The 20987-nt window shown below is 38.6% G+C and carries 22 protein-coding genes; 5 read left to right on the top strand and 17 right to left on the bottom strand.

The window, feature by feature from the left end:
• Positions 1–5 precede the first annotated feature (5 nt).
• The 6 genes from mnmE to rpmH are packed head-to-tail and all read right to left on the bottom strand — an operon-like array spanning position 6 to position 4755.
• Positions 6–1346, bottom strand: coding sequence for a tRNA uridine-5-carboxymethylaminomethyl(34) synthesis GTPase MnmE (gene mnmE, locus U5B17_RS01780; protein ID WP_430803648.1), 1341 nt, complete (start codon positions 1344–1346; stop codon positions 6–8).
• Positions 1327–2412 carry a Jag N-terminal domain-containing protein gene (locus U5B17_RS01775; protein WP_430803647.1) on the bottom strand — a complete coding sequence of 362 codons (1086 nt, stop codon included), beginning with the start codon at positions 2410–2412 and terminating at the stop codon, positions 1327–1329. Before U5B17_RS01775 ends, mnmE begins: the two co-directional genes overlap by 20 nt.
• Positions 2412–3968, bottom strand: coding sequence for a membrane protein insertase YidC (gene yidC / locus U5B17_RS01770; protein ID WP_430803646.1), 1557 nt, complete (start codon positions 3966–3968; stop codon positions 2412–2414). Before yidC ends, U5B17_RS01775 begins: the two co-directional genes overlap by 1 nt.
• Positions 3969–4301 (bottom strand): membrane protein insertion efficiency factor YidD, encoded by a 333-nt coding sequence (gene yidD, locus U5B17_RS01765; RefSeq protein ID WP_430803645.1) that lies wholly within the window; start codon positions 4299–4301, stop codon positions 3969–3971. It lies immediately after the preceding gene.
• A complete protein-coding gene (gene rnpA / locus U5B17_RS01760) occupies positions 4298–4633 on the bottom strand; it encodes a ribonuclease P protein component (protein ID WP_430803858.1) in 336 nt (111 codons plus the stop codon). Before rnpA ends, yidD begins: the two co-directional genes overlap by 4 nt.
• Positions 4621–4755 carry a 50S ribosomal protein L34 gene (rpmH, locus tag U5B17_RS01755; RefSeq protein WP_034969745.1) on the bottom strand — a complete coding sequence of 45 codons (135 nt, stop codon included), beginning with the start codon at positions 4753–4755 and terminating at the stop codon, positions 4621–4623. Before rpmH ends, rnpA begins: the two co-directional genes overlap by 13 nt.
• Positions 4756–4893: 138 nt before the next feature.
• Between rpmH and U5B17_RS01750 the strand changes: the two genes are divergently transcribed.
• The gene (locus U5B17_RS01750) at positions 4894–5499 is read left to right on the top strand and encodes a uracil-DNA glycosylase family protein (RefSeq protein WP_430803644.1); all 606 of its coding nucleotides are present in this window, start codon (positions 4894–4896) and stop codon (positions 5497–5499) included.
• Position 5500: 1 nt separating this feature from the next.
• Here U5B17_RS01750 and U5B17_RS01745 read toward each other — a convergent pair whose 3' ends face one another.
• The 9 genes from U5B17_RS01745 to U5B17_RS01705 form a co-directional block, all read right to left on the bottom strand.
• Positions 5501–5896, bottom strand: coding sequence for a YbgC/FadM family acyl-CoA thioesterase (locus tag U5B17_RS01745; protein ID WP_430803643.1), 396 nt, complete (start codon positions 5894–5896; stop codon positions 5501–5503).
• Complete coding sequence (locus U5B17_RS01740) at positions 5893–6417, bottom strand: threonine/serine exporter family protein (RefSeq protein ID WP_430803642.1); 525 nt, start codon at positions 6415–6417, stop codon at positions 5893–5895. Before U5B17_RS01740 ends, U5B17_RS01745 begins: the two co-directional genes overlap by 4 nt.
• Positions 6410–7189, bottom strand: coding sequence for a threonine/serine exporter family protein (locus U5B17_RS01735; RefSeq protein ID WP_430803641.1), 780 nt, complete (start codon positions 7187–7189; stop codon positions 6410–6412). The genes U5B17_RS01740 and U5B17_RS01735 overlap by 8 nt, the downstream gene beginning before the upstream one ends.
• A 95-nt stretch (positions 7190–7284) precedes the next feature.
• Positions 7285–7761: a DUF4149 domain-containing protein gene (locus U5B17_RS01730; RefSeq protein WP_430803640.1), complete on the bottom strand. Its 477-nt coding sequence runs from the start codon at positions 7759–7761 to the stop codon at positions 7285–7287.
• Between the two features lie 73 nt (positions 7762–7834).
• Positions 7835–8647 (bottom strand): peptide chain release factor N(5)-glutamine methyltransferase, encoded by an 813-nt coding sequence (prmC, locus tag U5B17_RS01725; RefSeq protein ID WP_430803639.1) that lies wholly within the window; start codon positions 8645–8647, stop codon positions 7835–7837.
• Positions 8634–9839, bottom strand: coding sequence for a M48 family metallopeptidase (locus U5B17_RS01720; protein ID WP_430803638.1), 1206 nt, complete (start codon positions 9837–9839; stop codon positions 8634–8636). Before U5B17_RS01720 ends, prmC begins: the two co-directional genes overlap by 14 nt.
• Before the next feature lie 15 nt (positions 9840–9854).
• Positions 9855–11231, bottom strand: a complete 1377-nt coding sequence (locus U5B17_RS01715) for a sodium-dependent transporter (protein ID WP_430803637.1) — start codon at positions 11229–11231, stop codon at positions 9855–9857.
• Positions 11232–11353: 122 nt separating this feature from the next.
• Positions 11354–11785, bottom strand: coding sequence for a DUF302 domain-containing protein (locus U5B17_RS01710; RefSeq protein ID WP_430803636.1), 432 nt, complete (start codon positions 11783–11785; stop codon positions 11354–11356).
• 53 nt (positions 11786–11838) lie between these two features.
• Entirely contained in the window at positions 11839–13791 is a 1953-nt protein-coding gene (locus tag U5B17_RS01705) for a BCCT family transporter (protein ID WP_430803635.1), read from the bottom strand.
• Positions 13792–14027: 236 nt separating this feature from the next.
• On the opposite strand from U5B17_RS01705, the gene U5B17_RS01700 reads away from it, so the two are divergent.
• From U5B17_RS01700 to U5B17_RS01685, 4 genes are all read left to right on the top strand, one after another.
• On the top strand, positions 14028–15455 hold the full coding sequence (locus U5B17_RS01700) for a catalase (protein WP_430803634.1): 1428 nt from the start codon (positions 14028–14030) through the stop codon (positions 15453–15455).
• Positions 15452–15934: an ankyrin repeat domain-containing protein gene (locus U5B17_RS01695; RefSeq protein WP_430803633.1), complete on the top strand. Its 483-nt coding sequence runs from the start codon at positions 15452–15454 to the stop codon at positions 15932–15934. Before U5B17_RS01700 ends, U5B17_RS01695 begins: the two co-directional genes overlap by 4 nt.
• 122 nt (positions 15935–16056) lie before the next feature.
• Positions 16057–16440: a RidA family protein gene (locus U5B17_RS01690; protein ID WP_430803632.1), complete on the top strand. Its 384-nt coding sequence runs from the start codon at positions 16057–16059 to the stop codon at positions 16438–16440.
• A gap of 2 nt (positions 16441–16442) precedes the next feature.
• On the top strand, positions 16443–17528 hold the full coding sequence (locus U5B17_RS01685; RefSeq protein ID WP_430803631.1) for a pyridoxal-phosphate dependent enzyme: 1086 nt from the start codon (positions 16443–16445) through the stop codon (positions 17526–17528).
• A 194-nt stretch (positions 17529–17722) separates the two neighbouring features.
• On the opposite strand, the gene abc-f is transcribed toward U5B17_RS01685, so the two are convergent.
• The gene (abc-f, locus tag U5B17_RS01680) at positions 17723–19645 is read right to left on the bottom strand and encodes a ribosomal protection-like ABC-F family protein (protein WP_430803630.1); all 1923 of its coding nucleotides are present in this window, start codon (positions 19643–19645) and stop codon (positions 17723–17725) included.
• Positions 19646–19652: 7 nt separating this feature from the next.
• A complete protein-coding gene (locus U5B17_RS01675) occupies positions 19653–20963 on the bottom strand; it encodes a sodium-dependent transporter (RefSeq protein ID WP_430803629.1) in 1311 nt (436 codons plus the stop codon).
• Positions 20964–20987 lie beyond the last annotated feature (24 nt).

Genomic DNA, 20987 nt, shown 5'->3' with positions numbered 1-20987 from the left:
TAAATTTACTTTCCAAGACAGAAATTACTAAACATTTCATCTAAAATTTCATTCCTCTCAAATGGGCGGGTAATATGTGAGATATGAGCTATGCATAAGTTTATCTCATATGCAAACAGTTCAAGCTCACTCTCATTAAGAAGCTCGAGCGCCTTTTTTATGGCATTTGCAGCGTTTTGACACGCATTTATCTGCGTGTTTGAGTTTAGTATGAGCTCATCGCTGTCTTGCGTATTTAGATACTCCTCAAGCACACTCACTAACTTTTGAGTGCTATTTTTAGCAGAAATTTTTAAAGGCTCATCTGGCAAGCAAAGTGTAAATTTTTGAGCTAGATCGCACTTGTTTATAACAAAAAATAGCTTCTTTTCACACTCTTTTAAAAGCTCTAAAATTTTTGCGTCTTGCTCATCAGCCTCGCTTGATCCATCAAAAACAGCAAGGATAATGTCCGCCTCATCAATCGCCTTTAATGAGTAACTAATGCCTATATTTTCAACATTCCCAGCATTTTTACGAATGCCAGCAGTATCAATGATACGCACTAAATGCGTGCCGATATTTAAGCTCTCTTCAACCCTATCACGAGTGGTGCCAGCCTCATCGCTAACTATCGCTCTTTCATAGCTTAAAAGCGAGTTTAAAACTGAGCTTTTGCCAACATTTGGCTTACCAATGATGGCTATTTTAAAGCCCTCTATTAGCCCAGCTCTGCTTTGACTAAGACTCACTATGCGCGATAGTTTAGCATAATTATAGCTCAAAAGCTCTGAAATTTGAGCTAACAAATCACTTGGTAAATCATCATCTGCATAATCAATGCTAGTCTCAACAAATGCCAAAGTTCGCACTAGTTCAGCCCTTAGCTCATCTACATATCGCCCTAGGTCGCCCCTCATCTGACGGGCTAAAATTTTTACCGCGCCCTCACTTTTTGCATTTATGAGCGCACTTATGGCATTTGCCTTGCTAAGATCCATCTTTTGGTTTAAAAATGCCCTCTGACTAAACTCGCCAGCTCTAGCAAGCCTAGCTCCAGCCTTTAAAAGCTCAGCTAAAATCATACGCGCAACCATAAAACCACCGTGCGTTTGAAACTCAACAACATCCTCGCCCGTAAAGCTTGCTGGCGCCTTAAAATAAAGCATTATCGCCTCATCTAAAAACTCATCATCAAAAGAGTAAATTTTTGTAAGTGTGGCGTGGCGTGGCGTAAGAGTTTGACGTTTGGTAAGTTTAAGTGCGGTATTTAGAGCATCAGCTCCGCTAAGGCGTATGATACCTATGGAGCCGATGCCATTTGCCGTGGCTATGGCGGCGATTGTGTCACTTTTTGAAGAAGTCATTTACAACTACAAATTTTTCATTTCCGTTTGATTTTATGCCGACATACTTCTCTGGAAACTTCTCGCGTAGTTTTTCAAGTGCAATTTTTACCAAAACCCCATCAAGTGGCTTAGTTTGAGCCTTTCCGTTAGTCTCTATGCGTTCTATAACGCTAAGTAAATACTGTTCTATCATTGCTTCTTGATTTTTCAAAAACTCAGCGACCTCAAGGCGGATAGATAGACCATATCTTGCATTTAGCCAGTTATGAAGCAAGTATGAGATAGCCTTATAACGATAGCCCTCTTTACCTATTAAAAGTGCCGCATCCTCTCCATCAAGCTCGACAAGAACACACTCATCATTAAATTTACTAACTTCTATTTTACTGATACTAAAACAGCTTGTATTTAAAAGCCTTGCGAGATCGATCTTTATAACTGGCAAAATTTCATCAAAATTCACAAGCTCTTTTGCTTTTTTACTATCTTTTTCTTGTACTTTTTCATCACTATCATTAGTGTTAAAGTTATCGATAATGGATGTATCTAAAATATTTTTTTTCTCATGTTTTTTTAACGCTACATCAGGTACATCAAGTTGCTTTATAACATACTCAGGTTTTGGCTCATCTAAAGTATCTTGCATATCTCCAAACGCTCCATGAGCGAGAGTGTCATTTTTTTCACTTAGGGTTTGTTTTGGTAAATTTTGATGTGACTTTTTCTTGTTTTTATTGCGGCTTCTTTTTTTCTCATCTTTTAATCTATCATGACTTTCATCTTTTTGACCACCATATTTGTCTTCTGATTGCTTTTTTTCTAAATTTTGCTCGCGCTTTTCGTGCTTATGCTCTTTTTTGTGTTCATTTTTTTCATGCTTGTTGTCTTGTTTGCGCTCATTTTTTTCAAAATTTTTATTTTTATCCTCTATTTCGGCTTCAATTATTGCATTTTTTTTAAAAAATCCAAGAAAACCAGAGCTTGGGTGCTGGATAACCTTTATATCAAGCTGTGTTACTGAGCAACCAAGCTTTTGTGCTGCCTGCTCAAAGGCATATTGCAGATTACTTGCTTCAATACGCATTATGCCTTTACCTCCGCCTTTTTATGCTTTTCAAATAGTTTGTTTACGAAAATTTGCTGAATGACCGAACAAACATTGTTAACAAACCAGTAAAGAGTAAGACCAGCTGGGAATGTTACAAAGAAAAATGTAAAAATAAGTGGCAAATACTTCATAATCTTCTCTTGCATTGGATCAGTAAATGTAGTTGGTGTAAGTTTTTGCTGTAAAAACATAGTAACACCCATAAGTACTGGTAGTATAAAATATGGATCCATAACAGAAAGGTCTTTTATCCATAGTATCCACTCAGCACCCTTTAGCTCGATCGCATTTAAAAGTACCCGATATATCGCAAAGAAAATAGGTATTTGCATAAGTATCGGCAAACATCCGCCCATAGGGTTTGCGCCATGCTTTTTATAAAGCTCCATCATATGCATATTTAGTTTTTGCGGATCACCTTTGTATTTGACCTGAAGCTCTTTCATCTTTGGAGAAAGCTCCTTAAGCTTGTTCATAGAGAGCATACCTTTGTATGTCAGCGGGAATAAAATAATCCTTATAACAAGCGTCAAAACTACAATCGCCCAGCCCCAGTTGCCAATATGATCATGCAAAAAATTTAAAAACTTAAACATTGGCTTTGCAATAAAACTAAACCAGCCATACTCAATAACATCAACAAGGCGCTCATCTATGGCTTTTAGTGCAGCATTATCCTTTGCGCCGATATATCCACTAGCCTTAAAATCCCCATCTGATCTAACGAATATAACTGAATTTTTAGCAGCATCAGCGCTCATATACACATTTAAATTTTTATCAAAACTATAAAAAAGTGTCGTATAATAGCGATCAGACGCAGCCGCGATATTTATGTCACTATATACTTCATTTGTATCTAGGTCGCCATCTTCAATTATACTAAGCTTTGAGTCTGCATGACGCAAAAGTGCTCCGTGGACAGTATAGCTATCAATCGCAACACTTGGTCTAAAGCCAGGAGATATAAAATACTCTGCATTTGTGCTTAGCTTTACATCTAAGTCGTATTTTCCATTTTCAAAGAATGTTATCCTTTTAACAACATCCAAATTTGAAAGTTTTTGCGTTAGAGTAACTGTTTTTGAGCCACTTTCCACATTTAACTCACTCACATCAGCAGTATAGTTTGTCTTAAACGCCTCATCGTTTATCACTGTATCGCTAAATCTTATCTCAAGACCAAGTGGTACACCGCCTGCGAGATTAGTGCGAGAACCATCTTCTAGCTTAAATTTTTCATCATTTAAGTAAAATTTGCTCACGCGACCAAGAGTATCAATATGAGCCTCATAGCCTTTTGACTTTACGACAACCAAAGTTTGACCTTGCGAAACCACCGTACTTGGAGCTACACTTGAGCTAGCAGCAAGCTGACTGACATTACTTTGAGGTGCTTGATTTTGTGTAATAGTTTGATTTTGCTCGCTTAAAACTTGTTTTGGTATAAAAAAATAGTCATATATAACAAAAAAAACAAAAGATAATAGGGTTGCTAGCAACACCCGTTTTTGAGTAGAAAGTTTTTCCATTTATTTTTCCTTCGACACAATGGCCTTAATAACATAAAATTTACCCACCGAATGGGGAACAAACCAAAAATTTATATTATTTTTGTTGGTTTTTGAGTATATAAATTTTGGTTTTTTTCTATAAACAATAGGATAGTCAATACCACCCTTAAAAAACTGGTTGCATCTTAGAATTCTCAAAAAAGTAGCAAAAAAAGCTAGAAAGAAGTTGTTATACTTAAACTGCCATATGGCATACTCTGAACAGGTCGGATAGTATCTGCATGAGCTTGGAGTAAATTTTGAGATATATTTTTGGTAAAATTTAAGAACAAAAAGTACGATACCTTTCATTTTAAACAGTCCAACTTTTTTAGTGACCAGCGCAAGCTCTTGTTAATTTTATCAAATGAAAGATCATTTAGCCCACTTTTTGCCACCATTATATATACACCGCTACGAAGCTCATCTGAAACATTTACAAAAATAGCTCGCAAAAGTCTTTTTGCCCTATTGCGAACGACTGCTTTGCCAACCTTTTTGCTAGCAACTACGGCTACTTTTTTCTCTGTACAAGGCTTATAAAAAAGGACGCAAACATCGCAATGCCACTTTTTTGCGTCTTTATAAACCGCCGAAAATTCTTTTGAGTCACCAAGCGACTCAAATCCTACTAAGCTGCCAATCTTTTTCTACCTTTAGCGCGTCTTGCACTAAGAACTTTACGACCATTTTTTGTTTTCATTCTAACGCGAAAGCCGTGAGTGCGTTTTTTTGGGGTCTTATGAGGCTGATAGGTTCTTTTCATTTTATTCCTTAAATTTAATATAAAAGCGTGATTTTATCAAAGCTATACTTAAATTCCTTTGAAGAAGTTTATCTGAGTTTAATTTGCATTTGATATAATCACGCCTGCTATTTTAAAATTTTTAGGATTTTTTAACTAATGCAAAACTCATTTGCGCTTGATAAGCTACTATTTTTAAAAGCCATAGGATACAAATTTATAGATCATTCAAGCCTAAATCTGGCACAAAATTTTATATTTCAAAATCTAGATGAGCTAAAAAAAGAGATAAGCTCTTGCTCGCTTTGCTACTTAAAAAATGGCTCAGATAGTGCATTTGCAGGCGATGGAGAAATCGGTGCAAAAATTTTACTGATAAGTTTTTCAAGCTCACAAATTAAAAACGAAACAGAGGCTATAAAAAGTGAGCTAAATCTTAGCAAAGATGAAATTTATGCAAGCTGTATTTTGCGATGTGAAAACAATAAAAATACACCAAATGAATGCATACAAATGTGTAAGCCATATCTTTTTCAAGAGATAAATTTATTAAAACCAAAGCTTATTATTGCACTTGGAGCAAATACACTTTTTAGTTTAATGCCAGAACTTAAAAATAGAGATATAAACTCTATACGTGGCAGTTTATTAAAATTTGCAAATACAAATTTAATCCCCACTTTTTCAACAGTTTGGCTAAGTAAAAATCCAAGTTTTAAAGCTGATTTTCAAAATGATTTGAAAAAAATAAAAACAATGCTCTAGCTTACTGCGTTACCTTAAAAAATTCTACAACATTTGATGGCATACGAACAGGCTTTGAACCGGACATAAAAGCAACCTTTATTTTGGCGCTAAAAACTAGCTCATTTTCTATCTTGCCATCTAAATTTTCACCCCTATAAATTTCTTGAAGCAATGTCGCACTCGCATTTTTACACTCAATAGTTTTAGTGCTAATGTGCAATATATCGCCTAAAAATGATGGTTTTAAAAATTTAGCATTTATCTCTGAAACCACAAAATGACCTGCGTTATCAAATGTTTTAATTCCTGCTTTAAACAAAAGTTCACTTCTTGCTCGTTCGCAAAATTTTATGTAGTTTGAGTGATAAACAATACCGCCAGCATCGGTATCTTCGTAATAAACCCTTACTTTCATCTGTATTCCTTTTTTGTTTTTAAATCACATCTAGCACCGCGCGTGGTCATGAGTGATTGCTCATAAAAGAGCAAAAGCGTAACAGAAACACCAACGCCAAGCGCGATAGCCACACCAGCAGTTGTTAGAGCATTATCAAAAAACATCATCAAAAAACCCATTTTTTCTGCACCATCTTCGCTTTTAATAAAAGAAAATAACGCAAGTATGCTCCTATAAGCATAAATTCCCGGCACCATAGGCAAAAGCGCTGGAAAGGCTATAATCTCTGCTGGCACCTTTAGTCTTTTTGCAAAAAACATACCTAAAATTCCAGCCAAAAAAGAGGCGATAAGCGTTGCTATAGTTATGTTTAAAATATTAGCCTCTATCATCAAAAAACGACTTGCGTGAGCTATAGCTGCTATTAGTGCGGAAAATACTAAAGTTCTAGCTGGCGGAGAGCTAGCATAAGCAAAGCCAAATCCAGCCACAGCAGCAAAAATGGCATCTAATATAGTACAAATGAGCAGATCAACCACCAATAACTCCTATATTTGAGATAGAAAGCGTCATATAAAAGCCAATCGCGATACACAATATCAAAATTCCCGTACTAGTAGCGCGGCTCATGCCAACTAAAATATTTTCATTTAAAATATCAAAGATCGAATTTATCATATAAATTCCTGGCATTAAAAACAAAACACTTGAACCAATGGTTGCATCAGGCGTAGATGAAAAACCAAAAAATACCCCAAGATATGCAATAAATGAGGCTAAAAAAGATACTATTATGTATTGAAGTTTGAGATTTATTTTAAATTTTGTAAGCACAAATCTAGCATAAAAACCTATAAAAGTCGCCAAAAAAACTGCTATAACACCACCAATATCTCCGCCAAAAAGACGACAAAATGCCGAATTTGCAAGGCTTATAAGAATAAGAGTTTTTATAAATTCATTATTTTTATAAGATGTTATCTCTGCAAAATGCTCTATGGCAGTTTCAAGATCAAACCTCTCATCATGGATTTGCCAACTAAGAGCACTAAGCTCAGAAATAATATGAAAATTTATAGGAAGCGGCAAACTAGTCTTTACGTATGTTCGCCTTATCGAGTTATCAAGCGGATCCATCACACTAATGGTAAAATGTTTTACAAAAATAGTCAAGCTAACATCGTATCCATAGGCTTTTGCTATCCTAGAAACACATCTATCTATGCGTGCAGTGTATGTGCCTATGCTTAGCATTTTTGCTGTGTAGTCTATCAAAAAGTTAGTTAGTGGCTGTATGTGTGGCTTTTGCATTTATAATCCAAAACTTACACTCATACTGTTTGCACAGCCTAAAAACATGGTAAAAATCATAAAAAATAGAGTAACTTTTAATACTTTTGCCATATTCACATCTCACTTTTACCTTTAAAACTCCTAACAAAAAAGAGCAAAAACTGTGCCAACATCATAAGCTTCATAACATATTCACTCGCCTTATGCATTGCATCAAATTCGGCATTTCCCTTAGTCATCGCCTCGCCAAGTGCTTGAGCTTCGATGATAAATGGGGTAAAATAATAAACAAAACTAAGCGCAAGAGACAAATTTATAGCGCTTAGCGCAAAAGCTGAAATCTTAATATGAAAGCACTCTTTAAATTTAAGCCCAACAATATCATGCAAAAATACAAATGCACTCACGCTAAGCAAGATGTAATTATACTTTACAAAAATTTGACTAATCAAAATGCCACTTTGAAAGTGCGTCAAAACGCCCTCGCCTATAAGCGATGATGGGTAAAATATCACAGGTGCGACAAACACCCCAAGCGCGATCTCGATGCCAACAAGTGCTGCCAGTAAAAATAGATAAATACTTCTCATTTTGCTCCTTTAAATTTATTAATCCGCAAAAGCTTTGCTTAATTAGTCTTTGTGTTAAAATTATCAAACTTGACTAAATCGCTCTTGCTACAAAGCCCCTATCAAGCCCAGCCAAATCCTTGTAAAACTCCGCTTTAAAACCAAATTTTACAAGCTCTTCTTGCATACTTTGCCTTTGATCATAACCCATTTCACAGGCTAAAATTTTAACGCCACGATAAGCAGACAAAGCGATAATTTGCTTTAAAATTTCATCGCCCTTTTCGCCGCCAAAAAGCGCGTTGTGTGGCTCGTTTAGCACAAAATTATCAAGCTTATAATCCATTGCGATATACGGCGGATTTGATATTATCACATCAAATTCGCCCAAAACTTCGTCCATCAAGCTTGTCTTTACAAGCTTTAGCCTATCACTCACACCAAATTTCAAGGCATTTTTTCTTGAAAGCTCGAGTGCTTTTTCGTTTATATCGGTTGCACTCATATGTAGATTAGGAAATTTTAAAAGCAAACTCACGCTTATCGCACCGCTTCCAATACCTATTTCACATACTTTTGGGTTGCTTAAGACAGATAGAATTTCAATCGCTTTTTCGACTAAAATTTCAGTCTCAGGACGAGGTATTAATACACCACTTTCACACTCAAACTCAAGCGAATAAAATACAGCCTTTCCAGTAATATATTCAAGCGGTTCGTTTTGCTTAAATCTATCTACAAGCTTAAAATACTCACTAGCATCTCTAAGCTCATCGCCACCTTTAAGATAAATTTGCTCCTTGCTTAAGCCACAAAAATGCTGCATCAAAGCACGAGCCACAAAAGCTGCACTTTCGTGAAATTTAAGCTCACTTTTGGCGTGATTTAATGCTTCATTTATCGTCATTTTCAAGCTTTGTTATACGCTCAAAAAGGCTTGGATGACTATGATAGACAAAGGCATAAAGTGGGTGCGATTTTGGGAAAGCTTTGTTCTCACTGCCTAACTTTTTAAGAGCGTTTATCATGTCGATTTTACTCTTTGTTTTAGCGCCAAACTCATCCGCACCAAACTCATTTTTTCGGCTTACAAAAGAGATAAAAGGGCTAAAAAACAGGCTAAAAATCGGTGCAAAAATCAGCATAAAAACGATAACTCCAGAGCCATTTTGTGGCAATCCCACAGCAACATAAAACTCAGCAGGAATGTTGCCAAAAACCGCAAACATCGCAAACATCATCATTGCACTCATTGCTATCATCTTAAATATATCGCCATGTTTAAAATGCCCAAGCTCATGCCCTAAAACAGCAATTATCTCATCAAGGCTAAGCTTTTTTATAAGCGTGTCAAAAAGCACAACTCTCTTCGTCGCTCCAAGTCCGCCAAAATAGGCGTTTAGGCGGTTATCACGCTTGCTAGCATCCATCACAAACACACCACTGCTCTTAAACCCAAGTCCGTCTAGTAAATTCTCAATACTGCTCTTTAATTCGCCATCTTCAAGCGGTTTTACCTTGTTAAAAAGCGGAGCGATGATGGTCGGATATATCAAATTTATAAGCAAAATAATCGCAAAACTGACACAAAACGCCCAAAACCACCAAAGTGTCCCAAGCTGCTCAATACAAAATAAGATCAGCCAAACAAAAGCCGAGCCAAAAACAAGTGTTAAGCCAAGAGTTTTTAGCGTGTCGATGATGAAAATTTTAGCCGTTACATTTGAAAAGCCGTGTCGTTTATCTTTGATAAATTTCTCATAAATCCCAAACGGAAGCTCAATGAGCGATGAGATAATGATAAAACTCATCACAAATGCGATATTTTCAGCTGTTGTGCCATTTTTAATGACTAAATTTTGCAAAATTTCAAGCCCACCGCAAACCCAAAACAAAAAGACAAAAAAGCCAAAAATCGTAGTTATGATTTCAAATTTGTGATTTACTATCTTTATTAAAGCGGCACTTTCATACTCATTTTGTGCCAAAACGACCGCAGGTTTAGTGCTTTGCATCTGTGTAAAACGCATATCAAGCACCACAAGCATAAGCTTGATAAAAAGATAAGCAATATATAAAGTTATTAAAATATTTAACATCTAAAACCTTAAAATTTATTTTAAAAAATTATCATAAAACGAGCTTACAAAAACAATCAAAATGATAAATGGTATCACAAATTTAACATACCAAAACCAAATTTCAACTACTTTTTTGTGCCTTTCACTGCCTTGTAAAATTTCTCGCTTAGCCTCTTCGCCAAGCACCCAACCAACAAATATCGCACATCCTAGTGAGGTTAGAACAAAAAATATCGTCGCACTTATCGCATCATACGCATCAAAAATATTTTTGCCAAAGATAGTAACATCTGAAAGTAAATTTGTAGCCATTAGGCTTGGTAAGTTACCTATAAAAAATATCCCACCAAGCACGATAAATATCGCCTTTTTTCGGCGAATTTTAAACTTTTCTTGAATGGTCGTGATAATAACTTCATAAATCGGTAGAGAAGTTGTAAGTGCCGCGATCATCAAAAGTGTAAAAAACGCTACCGCAAAAAGCTCGCCTGCCCACATATTTGAAAACACTATCGGCAAAGACTTAAACACAAGGCTTGGACCGCTATTTGGTTCGATACCAAATGTAAAAAGCGACGGAAATATCATAAAACCTGCAAGAACTGCGATAGCAGTGTTTAACACGCCTGTGATGAGTGAAATTTTAACTAGTCCCTCATCCTTTTTCACAAAGCTTGAAAGTGTGATCATCACGCCAAATCCAAGCGAAAGTGCAAAAAATACCTGCCCTAAAACATCGACAAAAAGTTTTGCGTTTATCTTTGAAAAATCAGGCGTTAGATAAAATTTCACGCCTTCAGCCACGCCGTCAAGGGTTAAATTTTTAGCCACCATGGTTAGCATCAGCAAAAACAGCAGTGGCATTAGGTATTTTGCTGATTTTTCGATACCCTTAACCGCCCCTTGAACCAAAACTATGTAGTTTATAAGCACAAAAACAAGAGTTGCAAAGCTGATAGAAAGTGGGTTATTTACGATATTTTGCTCGTAAAACTCACTAGTTGTTTTAAAATCAACAACCTGCGACAAGTCAAGCATACCAAAGCCAATCTGAGCGATGTAGTTTAGTACCCAACCACCAATAACCATATAGTAAGCCATAATGCCAAACGCACCCAAAATGCCCATCCAGCCAAGCAATTTCCAGCTTTTGTGAATTTTCTTACCATTTGCACTGCCACCAAAGGCATCAACTGCATTTACTTTTAGGCGTCTGCCGATGGCGTTTTCAACCAAGATCATAGGAATTCCTATCACGATCATTGCCAAACAAAATGTCAAAACATACGCTCCACCGCCATTTTGCCCCACAAGATAGGGAAAACGCCAAGTCGCGCCAAAGCCAACCGTCGCCCCTGCGATAGCTAAGATGTATGTGAGCCTTGAACTCCACGAATTTCGTTGATGCATGATAATCCTTAGTTGCGCGTTTTAAAAAGGGCAGATTATAGCAAAATAGCCTTTAAATTTAGGTTATAGCAGATAAAAAAACGGCAAAATGGGCGAGAATTTTGCTTACTCGCCAAACAAATTTACTTCGTAACAGCCTTGAAAAATTTAGTCTGAGCCTTACTTAGCATATCGATCACTTCGCATTTATCGGCGTTATGACGAGCGGCGATCTGCTTGATATCTTCATATGCCACGATCGTTTTGCCATTTTGCTCACTTATTAAAAATTTAAGTGGCAGATCAATAGCCACATCTGGCGCACACTGCATTAGCAAAGTGCCTACTTTTGGCGCTCCAAATACCACAACCTTAGTGTTTGGCATATCCAAACCAGCCTCTTTTGCAAGAGTGCTATGATCAAACACACTAAAAACTTTAACCCCAGCCTCACTGATAACGCTTTGCAACTTCTGTGCAGTTTCATCTGTACCAAGTGTGCTTTCGCCCTTTGTCAAACCAGCTGCAAACATCGAAGTTGCAAGCACAAACGAAGCCAAAATAACCTTTTTCATATCTATCCTTTTTAAAAATTTTAGCGATTATAGCTTTAAATTTTAAATAATCTTTATCCATTTCGCAAAGTTTGTAAAAACTGCATATGACGACGATACTGCTCGATGACATCATTAATTATCGTAGCCTCACTCCATCCTAAGATATCGTAATCTTGTCCGCCCTCATTTAAAAACACCTCTGCTCGGTAGTAAATATCGCTATTATCAAGGGCTTGAGTGTAATCAGGTGTATTTCTGCGAACAAGCTTTACACCATAAACAAAGTCAAGCTCCTCGCCAAGCCCTACGACTAAACGCATAAATTTCGTACTTTCATCGTGTAAAACGCTTGCCCTTAAACCATTTTGCTCAAACTCCAAGCGCAAATTTTCAAACGCCTCAGCGACAACTGAGTTTAAAAATTTATCGGCGTGTTTTTTGTTTGGAAGTGCTATGATAGCACGCAAGCGATCCTGCCATGGCTTTGAAAGCTCAGAAAGCGGCATATTTGAGATAACCTCTCTGGTTTCGCGCTTGATCATATCCACGCGAAGCGCACGAAATAGCCCAAATATAGCAAATAAAAGTGCTATCGTAAATGGCAACGCCGCAGCTATCGTCATCGCCTGCAAGCTCGCAAGCCCTCCGCCAAGCATAAGCGCACACGAAACTACGCCAATCATCACGCCCCAGAAAATTTTCTGCCAAAGTGCGGTGTTGTCCGAGCCATTTGACGAAAGCATATTTAAAATCATTGCCGCAGAATCGGCCGAAGTAACAAAAAATATCGTAACCATCAAAACTGCAATGATGCTAAGAAATTTTGCAAATGAAAATTTGCTTAAAAAGACAAAAATTGCCATCGCCGTATCGTTATTTACAGCTTGTGCAAGCTCTAAGAAGCCGCCAGAAACTAGCGAAATGGCGCTATTTCCAAAAAATGTCATCCACATAAAAGTAAAGCCAGTCGGCACAAAAAGCGCACCCACGACAAACTCTCCAATCGTCCTGCCTTTTGAAATTTTAGCGATAAAAAGCCCTACAAATGGCGACCAGCTAAGCCACCATGCCCAGTAAAGTAGCGTCCAGCCACCAAGCCATCCATCATTTGCCTTGTTATAAGCGTAAAGGTTAAATGTGTTTGAAATAAGCGTAGAGACATACTCTCCACTATTTTGCATTAGTAGCTTTAAAAGCGTTGTCGTATCACCCAAAAATAGTATAAAAAACACAAAAACGATCGCAATAGCAATATTTGTATTTGATAAAATTTTAATCCCTTTATCAACCCCAGACGCCGCTGAGATCGTAGCTAACGCACACAAAACAACCAAAAGCAAAACATGCATTGTAGGCAAACCAAAAGTATAACTAAGCCCAGCATTTACCTGAACTACACCGTATCCAAGTGATGTCGCCACACCAAAAAGCGTGGCCACGGTCGCAAAAGTATCGATCATATCGCCAATTTTGCCGTAAATTTTATCACCTATAAGCGGATAAAATGCCGATCGAAGCGTAAGCGGCAAGTTATGTCTGTAAGCAAAAAATGCCAAAATCATCGCCACGATCGCATAAACAGCCCACGCACTTATACCCCAGTGAAAAAATGTGATATTCATCGCTTGACGCGCTGCCTGTGCACTTTGCGGATCACCAGTTGGAGGATTTAGATAGTGCATAAGTGGCTCTGAAACACCAAAAAACACAAGTCCAATACCCATACCAGCAGCAAAAAGCATCGCAAACCAAGAAAGATTTGAATACTGTGGTCGCGAGTGATCGGCACCAAGCTTGATGTGTGAAAATTTTGAAAGCCCAAGTCCAAGCACACAAAGTACGATAATAGCAATCGCTAAAACATAAAACCAACCAAATTTTTCTGTGATAAAATTTTGCATATCTTTAAAGACTGCGGCTGAAAATTCTGGCGAAACTAGAGCAAACGCCGTTACTGAAAATATGATAAAAATCGATGGATAAAAGACACAAGGATTGTATTTTACCTGTTTTGTCTTAGTCATTTTGATTCCTTTTTAAGTTTATTTTTAGCTAAAAAACTCCTTTTAGATTAGCCAAAAAATAAAAATAAGTCAAATTATGCTTAAAATTTTAATATTGTTTTATAATTATAAGTTGTATAATTATAAAAAATGGTTAGATTTGATAGTTTTATTAAGAATTTTTATTATTTAAGAATATTTTTAGTCAAAAGTTTGTATAATTCACAAATAATAAAATTTATTAAAAAGGAAAAAGTATGAAACAACTTACCACCACTTCTGGCAACCCAATTGCCGATAACCAAAACTCTCTAACCGCTGGCGCACGCGGTCCAGTGTTAATGCAAGACTATCAGCTAATCGAGAAATTAGCCCACCAAAACAGAGAGCGTATCCCTGAAAGAGCTGTTCACGCGAAGGGTTCAGCAGCTTATGGCGAGCTTGAAATCACTAACGACATATCACAATACACAAAGGCAAAAGTTTTAAGCAAAGGCGAGAAAACTAAGCTTATTTTGCGATTTTCAACGGTTGCTGGCGAGGCTGGTGCAGCTGATGCAGAGCGCGATGTTCGCGGATTTGCGATCAAATTTTACACAAGAGAGGGTAACTGGGACTTGGTTGGCAACAACACTCCGGTATTTTTCCTACGCGATCCATATAAATTCCCTGATTTTATCCACACACAAAAGCGTGATCCACGCACTCATTTGCGTTCGGCAAATGCAGCTTGGGACTTTTGGTCACTAAGCCCTGAAACACTTCATCAAGTTACTATTTTGATGAGCGATCGTGGCATACCAGCGAGTTACCGCCATATGCACGGTTTTGGCAGTCACACTTACAGCCTTATAAATGAAAAAGGCGAGAGGTTTTATGTAAAATTTCACTTCAAAACACGCCAAGGTATCAAAAATTTAACCAATGAAGAGGCTGGAAAGATCATCGCAAATGATAGAGAGAGCCACCAAAGAGATCTTTATGAAAATATCGAAAAGGGCAACTTTCCAAAATGGGACTTTAAGATCCAAGTGATGAGCGAAGCACAAGCTGCAAGCGTAAATTTCAACCCATTTGACCTAACAAAAACCTGGTCTCACAAAGAGTTCCCGCTCATCGATGTAGGCGTGATGACACTAAATGAAAATCCAAAAAATTATTTCAACGAAGTTGAGCAAGCGGCATTTAGCCCAAGCAACATCGTTCCGGGTATCGGATTTAGCCCTGATAAAATGCTACAAGCTAGAATTTTCAGCTATCCAGACGCTCAACGCTATCGCATCGGCACACACTACGCACAGCTGAAAGTAAATGCTCCAAAAAGCGAAGTTAATACCTATGTCGTTGGTGGTAGCCTAAATAACGGCATGTATGATATGCCTGCAAACGCATACTACGAGCCAAACAGCTACGGCGGACACGCTGAAAACAAGACATTTTTAGAGCCTGATCTAGCCGTTGGTAGCGTAGCTCAGAGATTTAACCACCGCGAAGATGAGGATTATTACTCACAGCCAAGAGCTCTGTTTAACCTAATGAATACGGAGCAAAAAGAGGCGTTGTTTAACAACTTAGCAGCTAGCATGCAAGGCGTTGAGCGTTTCATCATCGATCGCGCACTAGGACACTTTGAGAAAATTTGCCCTGAGTATGCAAATGGCGTAAAAAAGGCACTTAAAATATGATAACCCAGCAAGAGCAAGCTCGATACAATGAGCTTTGCTTAATGGCTCTTGATTTTGCTAGACACGACGATGTAGGCTCGCTTGAGCCTATGATCGCCGCTGGTTTAAGCGTAAATTTAAAGTCTGCCAAGGGCGACACGCTTTTGATGCTTGCATCTTATAATAACGCAAAGGAGTGCGTAAAGATGCTACTCTCGCGTGGTGCCGATGTGGATCTGCGAAATGATAAAGGGCAAACACCCCTTGCTGGAGCTGCGTTTAAGGGACATCTAGAAGTAGTAAAAATGCTTGTTGAAGCTGGTGCGGATATCAACGCAAGCAACGGCATGGGTGCTACGCCATACACTTTTGCGCTGATGTTTGGACGCCGTGATGTGGCTTTGTTTTTAAAGTCACAAATGCCAAACCAAAAACAAAGCTTGTTTGAAAAAATAGCCCAAATTTTTTACAAAATTTTACCAAAAGCCACAAAGGTATAGATTTAGGCTCATTCTAAATCTATACACTTTATATAATAATTAATTTTAAATTTTAAGTTTTTATAATATTTCAAAAACTTTCTTGCTATAATGCTCTTTTATCTCAAAACAAAGGAGAAGCGATGAAAATTTTTGAAACCGAACTTTCAAAACATAGGAAGGCACACTATTCACCAGCGGTTCAGTACGGCGATGTGCTATACATCTCAGGACAGCTTAGCATAGATCCAGCAACCATGCAGCTACCACAAGGCGGAGCAAGAGAGCACGCCAAGCAAGCCCTTAAAAACCTAGAAGCCGTCATGCAACTAGCAGGCACAAAAAAAGAAGATGTCATAATGTGTAGAGTTTATACGCCGGATGTGGCATTTTGGGATGACATAGATGATGAGTACGCGAAATTTTTTGGCGCGCACAAGCCAGCTCGCGTCGTCGTGCCGACATCTGGTCTTCACTTTGGTTGCCTGGTCGAAATAGAGGCACAAGTAGCGATAAAAAAGGAGTAAAAATGAGCCATTTTGTATGTAATGAGTGTGGTAAAACAGCACCGCTTGAAAGTCTAAGCTATAAGTGCGAGTGCGGAGGGCTTTATAACCTTAACTTTACTGCACCAAAATTTTCACTAGATCTTGTTGATAAGAGCGAGTTTAGCCTATTTCGCTACCGAGCATTTTTCCCTCTTCAAAATGAGCTTTGGCGCGGTATAAGCCTTGGCGAGGGTATGAGCGCAAGCGTGAATTTTGATGATAAACTATACTTTAAGCTTGATTATGCGATGCCAACACTATCATTTAAGGATAGGGGCGCGGTTATACTTATATGGCTTTGTAAGAGTATCGGCGTTAAAAAAGTCTTGCAAGATAGCAGTGGTAATGCCGGAAACTCGGTCGCTGCATACGCCGCACGCGCTGGCATAGAGTGTGAAATTTTTGTCCCAAAAGGCACGAGCGAGAAGAAGATAAATATGATAAAAGCCTTTGGTGCTACTGCGACTGTTTTTGATGGCACAAGAGATGACACGGCTGATGCGTGCCGAAAAAAGGCACTTGATGAGGGGATTTACTATGCAAATCACGTCTATAACCCACTCTTTTACCAAGGTACAAAGACCTATGTTTATGAAATTTATGAACAGCTTGGCAGAGTGCCTGATAACTTCTTCTTGCCAGTTGGCAACGGCACGCTACTTTTGGGCTGTGAGATGGCTCTTGCCGAGCTTTACGAAGCTGGACTTATCAAAAAGCTACCAAAAATTTTCATCGTCCAAAGCGAAAACTGTGCTCCGTTCTTTGGTGCAAAAGACGCTCCTATCGATATAGTCGCAAATCCGACCGAAGCTGAGGGTATAGCCATCGCAAGACCTATGCGAGGCAAGCAAATTCTATCTAGCTCATACGCAGGCGAGCGCGAAGTCATAACGATACCAGAAAGCGGTATACTCCCAGCAAGAGCTAAGCTAGCAAGGCAAGGCTTTTATGTCGAGCATACCACAGCGGCGGTATATGCAGCGTATGAAGCATATAAAAACACTCACACTATCCACGGCGATAGTATCATCTCACTTTGTGGAGCTGGTCTAAAAAGCGAACACTAAGCACACTTTGGCTCTTTTGAGCCAAAGTCTAAACTATATACTTTGCGTTTTTGTTATTAAAATTTATAGGATTTTATAAGCTTACACCACCTCCCATAACAGTAAGGCATATTTTTCTATATTTTATTTTATTATAAAGAGTGTTTAAATTTCTAGTATCTTAAGACTGAAAAATGAGATAGTTTTGCTATTTCTTACCCAAAACTCTCAGCCACTTCAAGCACTTCAAAATACTCATTTTCAAGCATTTCAAGCCTTGATTTTGCCTTTTGTAGATCATCACTTATCTTAGAAATGCCGATTTCTTGATAAATTTTTGGATCACCCAAAGCTCTTTCAAGTTCCCTTATCTCGCTCTCTACGCTCTCTATCAAAGCTGGATGTTCGTTTAAAATTTTACTTTGTTTATAGCTTAGTTTTGCGCCAGTTTTTTGCTTTTGAGCCTGTGTACTTTCAAGTTCTCGCTCAAATTTATCAAGCTCTTTTAACTCGTCTTCAAGCTCCAAAAAAACACTGTATTCTAGGTGCTCGACGCTAATTTGTGAACCTTTAAAAGCCCAGAGTTTTTGTGCGATCTTATCGACAAAGTATCGATCGTGGCTTACGAGCAGTATTGCACCCTCAAAGCTTTGCAAATACTCTTCTAAAATGTTGATTGTAGCTATATCTAGGTCGTTTGTCGGCTCGTCAAGCACCAAGATATCATAACTTTGCGCAAACAAAAGCGCAAGTGCGACGCGGTTTTTCTCGCCACCACTTAAAACACCGATCTTTTTATCTAGAAATTCTTTCGGAAAAAGGAAATTTTTAAGATAGCCATAAACATGCATATTTCGCCCACGCACCATCACGCGGTCGCCACCATTTGGGCAAAATGTCTCAATCAAGCTCTTTTCATCATCAAGAACACTTCTACCTTGATCAAAGTAGCCGATCGCCACATCCCCACGCTTGATCTCGCCACTACTTTGCTTTTCAAGTCCGAGTAAAATTTTAAGCAAGGTACTTTTGCCACTGCCGTTTCGTCCGACGATAGCGATACGCTCGCCCTGCAAAACGCGTGCATTAAAATTTTCAAACAGGCGTTTTTCGCCCATGGTTTTGGTTAAATTTTTAAACTCAAAAAGCATTTTTTTGCGGTTTAAACTCTGCGTTTGGTTGAAATTTTTACTCGCTCTTTCAAGCTCAAGCTTTACTCGCCTTATCACGCCTGGATTTTTCTTAGCTTCCTCACGCATGGCAAGCACTCGTTCTTTTCGCCCTTCGTTGCGTTTTAGACGCGCTTTTACACCACGACGCAGCCACTCCTCTTCGCTTTTTAGTTGTTTGACAAGGGTTTCGTGGCTTTTTGCAAGGCTTTCTAAAATTTCTTGCTTTTTAGCCAGATAGTAAGCATATCCGCCGTCAAAACTGCGGATTTTCGCCTCTTCTATCTCGATGCTTCTAGTGGCTAGCGAGTCAATAAAATAGCGATCGTGGCTTATAAACACGATGGTTTGCTTCGAGTTTTTCAGCATATCTTCAAGAAATTTCACCATATACACATCAAGGTGGTTTGTCGGCTCATCAAGCAGCAAAACATCGGACTTTTTAAGTATCAAAGCTCCAAGCGCCACGCGTCTTACTTCACCACCGCTAAGCGAGCTAATAAGGCGGTTTTCATACTCTTTTAGGCTAAAATACTCAAGCACAAGCTCAATACTTCTCTCGATGTTCCAGCCGTCCTTGGCTTCGATAAATTTAAAAAGTTCATCTGATTTGGTTTGAATTTCTCGGTTATTTGGCTCATGAGCTAAAATTTCAAGCGTTTTTGCATACTCATCACGAGCATCAAAAATATCTTTAAGCTCCAAATTTAAAGCATCTTTGACACTCAGCCCATCATCAAATTTTGGAGACTGCGCTAGCATCTCGACATTTATGCCATTTTGCGTTATCACTCGTCCGCTATCGGGCTCGTAAATGCCACAAAGTAGCTTCATAATGGTGCTTTTACCGCCACCATTTTTGCCGATGATAGCGATACGCTCACGCTCATTTACACTAAAATCTATCTCTTTTAAAACCTCATTTGCCCCAAATTTTTTACTAACGCCGATTAAGTCGATAAGTGCCATTTTAGCCCTAAAATGCGATATTCATACTAAGTGCTATCACACAAAGTGTAAGCGCAAGTGGCACATAAATATACCTGCCAACCCCATACCAAAATTCACCCTGTTTTTTGTTCGCACCTGTGTTTATCTCGTCCATTATCTCATCTTTTTTTATCACCCAAAACCACGACACCGCACCGATTACTGCGCCGATCGGGATGATATAAATGCTTACAAAATCCATCCACGGACCCCAGCTAGAAATCATCTCCATATGCACACCAACACCAAGACATATCACGCAAAGCCCTACCAAAACGGCACTTCGTTTAAGATTTGGAAATTTATGTAAGACTGATTCGGCTACCACTTCGAACATATTTTGAAGTGAGCTTATACCACCAAAAATCACCGCAGTAAATAAAATAATGGCAAAAATTTGCCCACCCGGCATATCTTGTAAAATTTTAGGCAGCGTTACGAAAAGTAGCTTTGGACCAGCCGCTGGATCCATCGAGTAAGCAAATACCGCTGGTATCATCACAAATGCTGCAACGATCGCTGCAAGAGTATCAAAAACAGCTGTTTTTTTAGCGCTTGATACGATATCTTCGCTCTTTGACAAATACGCTCCATAAACGATCATTCCAGAGCCAGTTATAGAGAGTGAAAAAAACGCCTGCCCCATCGCCGATACCCAAACCATCGGATCGGTAAGCTTTGAAAAATCAGAGCTAAATATAAAATCATACCCCTTAAACGCGCCGTCTAAAAACGCCACTCGCACTGCTAAAATCAAAAATAGTATAAAAAACAATGGCATCATAATTTTGTTCGTTTTTTCAATGCTTTTTGCACCAAAAAACAGCGTCAAAAGCGTGCCAACGACAACGATAACATGAAACGGAATAACTGAGTAATCCGTAAGTGCAAAGCTTTCAAACCAAGTGTTTGTATCCACGCTCATCAAAGAGCCGTCAATCGCTTGAAAAAGGGCCTTTAAAACATAAGCGATGATGACAGCATAACCAATAGCGATGCACATCGATCCGGCCAGCGGTATCCAGCCTAAAATTTTACCCAAAGCACCTAAATTTCGCGTTTTAAAGACGTATTCATATGAGCCAAGTGTGCCAGTTTTTGCTCGTCTGCCGATCGCATACTCAGCTGAAAGCCCCACATAAGAAAAGAGTGCGATGAAAAATAGATAGACGATAAGAAATGCACCGCCGCCGTTTGAGCCCATTTTGTAAGGAAAGCCCCAGACATTTGCCATGCCCACCGCAGAGCCTACACAAGCTAGGATGAACGCCCATTTTGATGAAAAATTTCTACTCATAAGTCCCCTTTAACTTTATTAAAT

The organism is Campylobacter australis (assembly GCF_050586305.1).
In the GTDB taxonomy this organism is placed as follows: Bacteria; Campylobacterota; Campylobacteria; order Campylobacterales; family Campylobacteraceae; genus Campylobacter_A.
The sequence above is the reverse complement of the archived record's forward strand: the minus strand, read 5'-3'. Positions and strand labels throughout refer to the sequence as shown.

What these genes read in the sequence shown, in the direction of transcription:
- mnmE (WP_430803648.1), bottom strand. Translation starts at nt 1,346, where the DNA reads ATGACTTCTTCAAAAAGTGACACAATCGCCGCCATAGCCACGGCAAAT.
- U5B17_RS01775 (WP_430803647.1), bottom strand. Translation starts at nt 2,412, where the DNA reads ATGCGTATTGAAGCAAGTAATCTGCAATATGCCTTTGAGCAGGCAGCA.
- yidC (WP_430803646.1), bottom strand. Translation starts at nt 3,968, where the DNA reads ATGGAAAAACTTTCTACTCAAAAACGGGTGTTGCTAGCAACCCTATTA.
- yidD (WP_430803645.1), bottom strand. Translation starts at nt 4,301, where the DNA reads ATGAAAGGTATCGTACTTTTTGTTCTTAAATTTTACCAAAAATATATC.
- rpmH (WP_034969745.1), bottom strand. Translation starts at nt 4,755, where the DNA reads ATGAAAAGAACCTATCAGCCTCATAAGACCCCAAAAAAACGCACTCAC.
- U5B17_RS01750 (WP_430803644.1), top strand. Translation starts at nt 4,894, where the DNA reads ATGCAAAACTCATTTGCGCTTGATAAGCTACTATTTTTAAAAGCCATA.
- U5B17_RS01745 (WP_430803643.1), bottom strand. Translation starts at nt 5,896, where the DNA reads ATGAAAGTAAGGGTTTATTACGAAGATACCGATGCTGGCGGTATTGTT.
- U5B17_RS01735 (WP_430803641.1), bottom strand. Translation starts at nt 7,189, where the DNA reads ATGCAAAAGCCACACATACAGCCACTAACTAACTTTTTGATAGACTAC.
- U5B17_RS01730 (WP_430803640.1), bottom strand. Translation starts at nt 7,761, where the DNA reads ATGAGAAGTATTTATCTATTTTTACTGGCAGCACTTGTTGGCATCGAG.
- prmC (WP_430803639.1), bottom strand. Translation starts at nt 8,647, where the DNA reads ATGACGATAAATGAAGCATTAAATCACGCCAAAAGTGAGCTTAAATTT.
- U5B17_RS01720 (WP_430803638.1), bottom strand. Translation starts at nt 9,839, where the DNA reads ATGTTAAATATTTTAATAACTTTATATATTGCTTATCTTTTTATCAAG.
- U5B17_RS01715 (WP_430803637.1), bottom strand. Translation starts at nt 11,231, where the DNA reads ATGCATCAACGAAATTCGTGGAGTTCAAGGCTCACATACATCTTAGCT.
- U5B17_RS01710 (WP_430803636.1), bottom strand. Translation starts at nt 11,785, where the DNA reads ATGAAAAAGGTTATTTTGGCTTCGTTTGTGCTTGCAACTTCGATGTTT.
- U5B17_RS01705 (WP_430803635.1), bottom strand. Translation starts at nt 13,791, where the DNA reads ATGACTAAGACAAAACAGGTAAAATACAATCCTTGTGTCTTTTATCCA.
- U5B17_RS01700 (WP_430803634.1), top strand. Translation starts at nt 14,028, where the DNA reads ATGAAACAACTTACCACCACTTCTGGCAACCCAATTGCCGATAACCAA.
- U5B17_RS01695 (WP_430803633.1), top strand. Translation starts at nt 15,452, where the DNA reads ATGATAACCCAGCAAGAGCAAGCTCGATACAATGAGCTTTGCTTAATG.
- U5B17_RS01690 (WP_430803632.1), top strand. Translation starts at nt 16,057, where the DNA reads ATGAAAATTTTTGAAACCGAACTTTCAAAACATAGGAAGGCACACTAT.
- U5B17_RS01685 (WP_430803631.1), top strand. Translation starts at nt 16,443, where the DNA reads ATGAGCCATTTTGTATGTAATGAGTGTGGTAAAACAGCACCGCTTGAA.
- abc-f (WP_430803630.1), bottom strand. Translation starts at nt 19,645, where the DNA reads ATGGCACTTATCGACTTAATCGGCGTTAGTAAAAAATTTGGGGCAAAT.
- U5B17_RS01675 (WP_430803629.1), bottom strand. Translation starts at nt 20,963, where the DNA reads ATGAGTAGAAATTTTTCATCAAAATGGGCGTTCATCCTAGCTTGTGTA.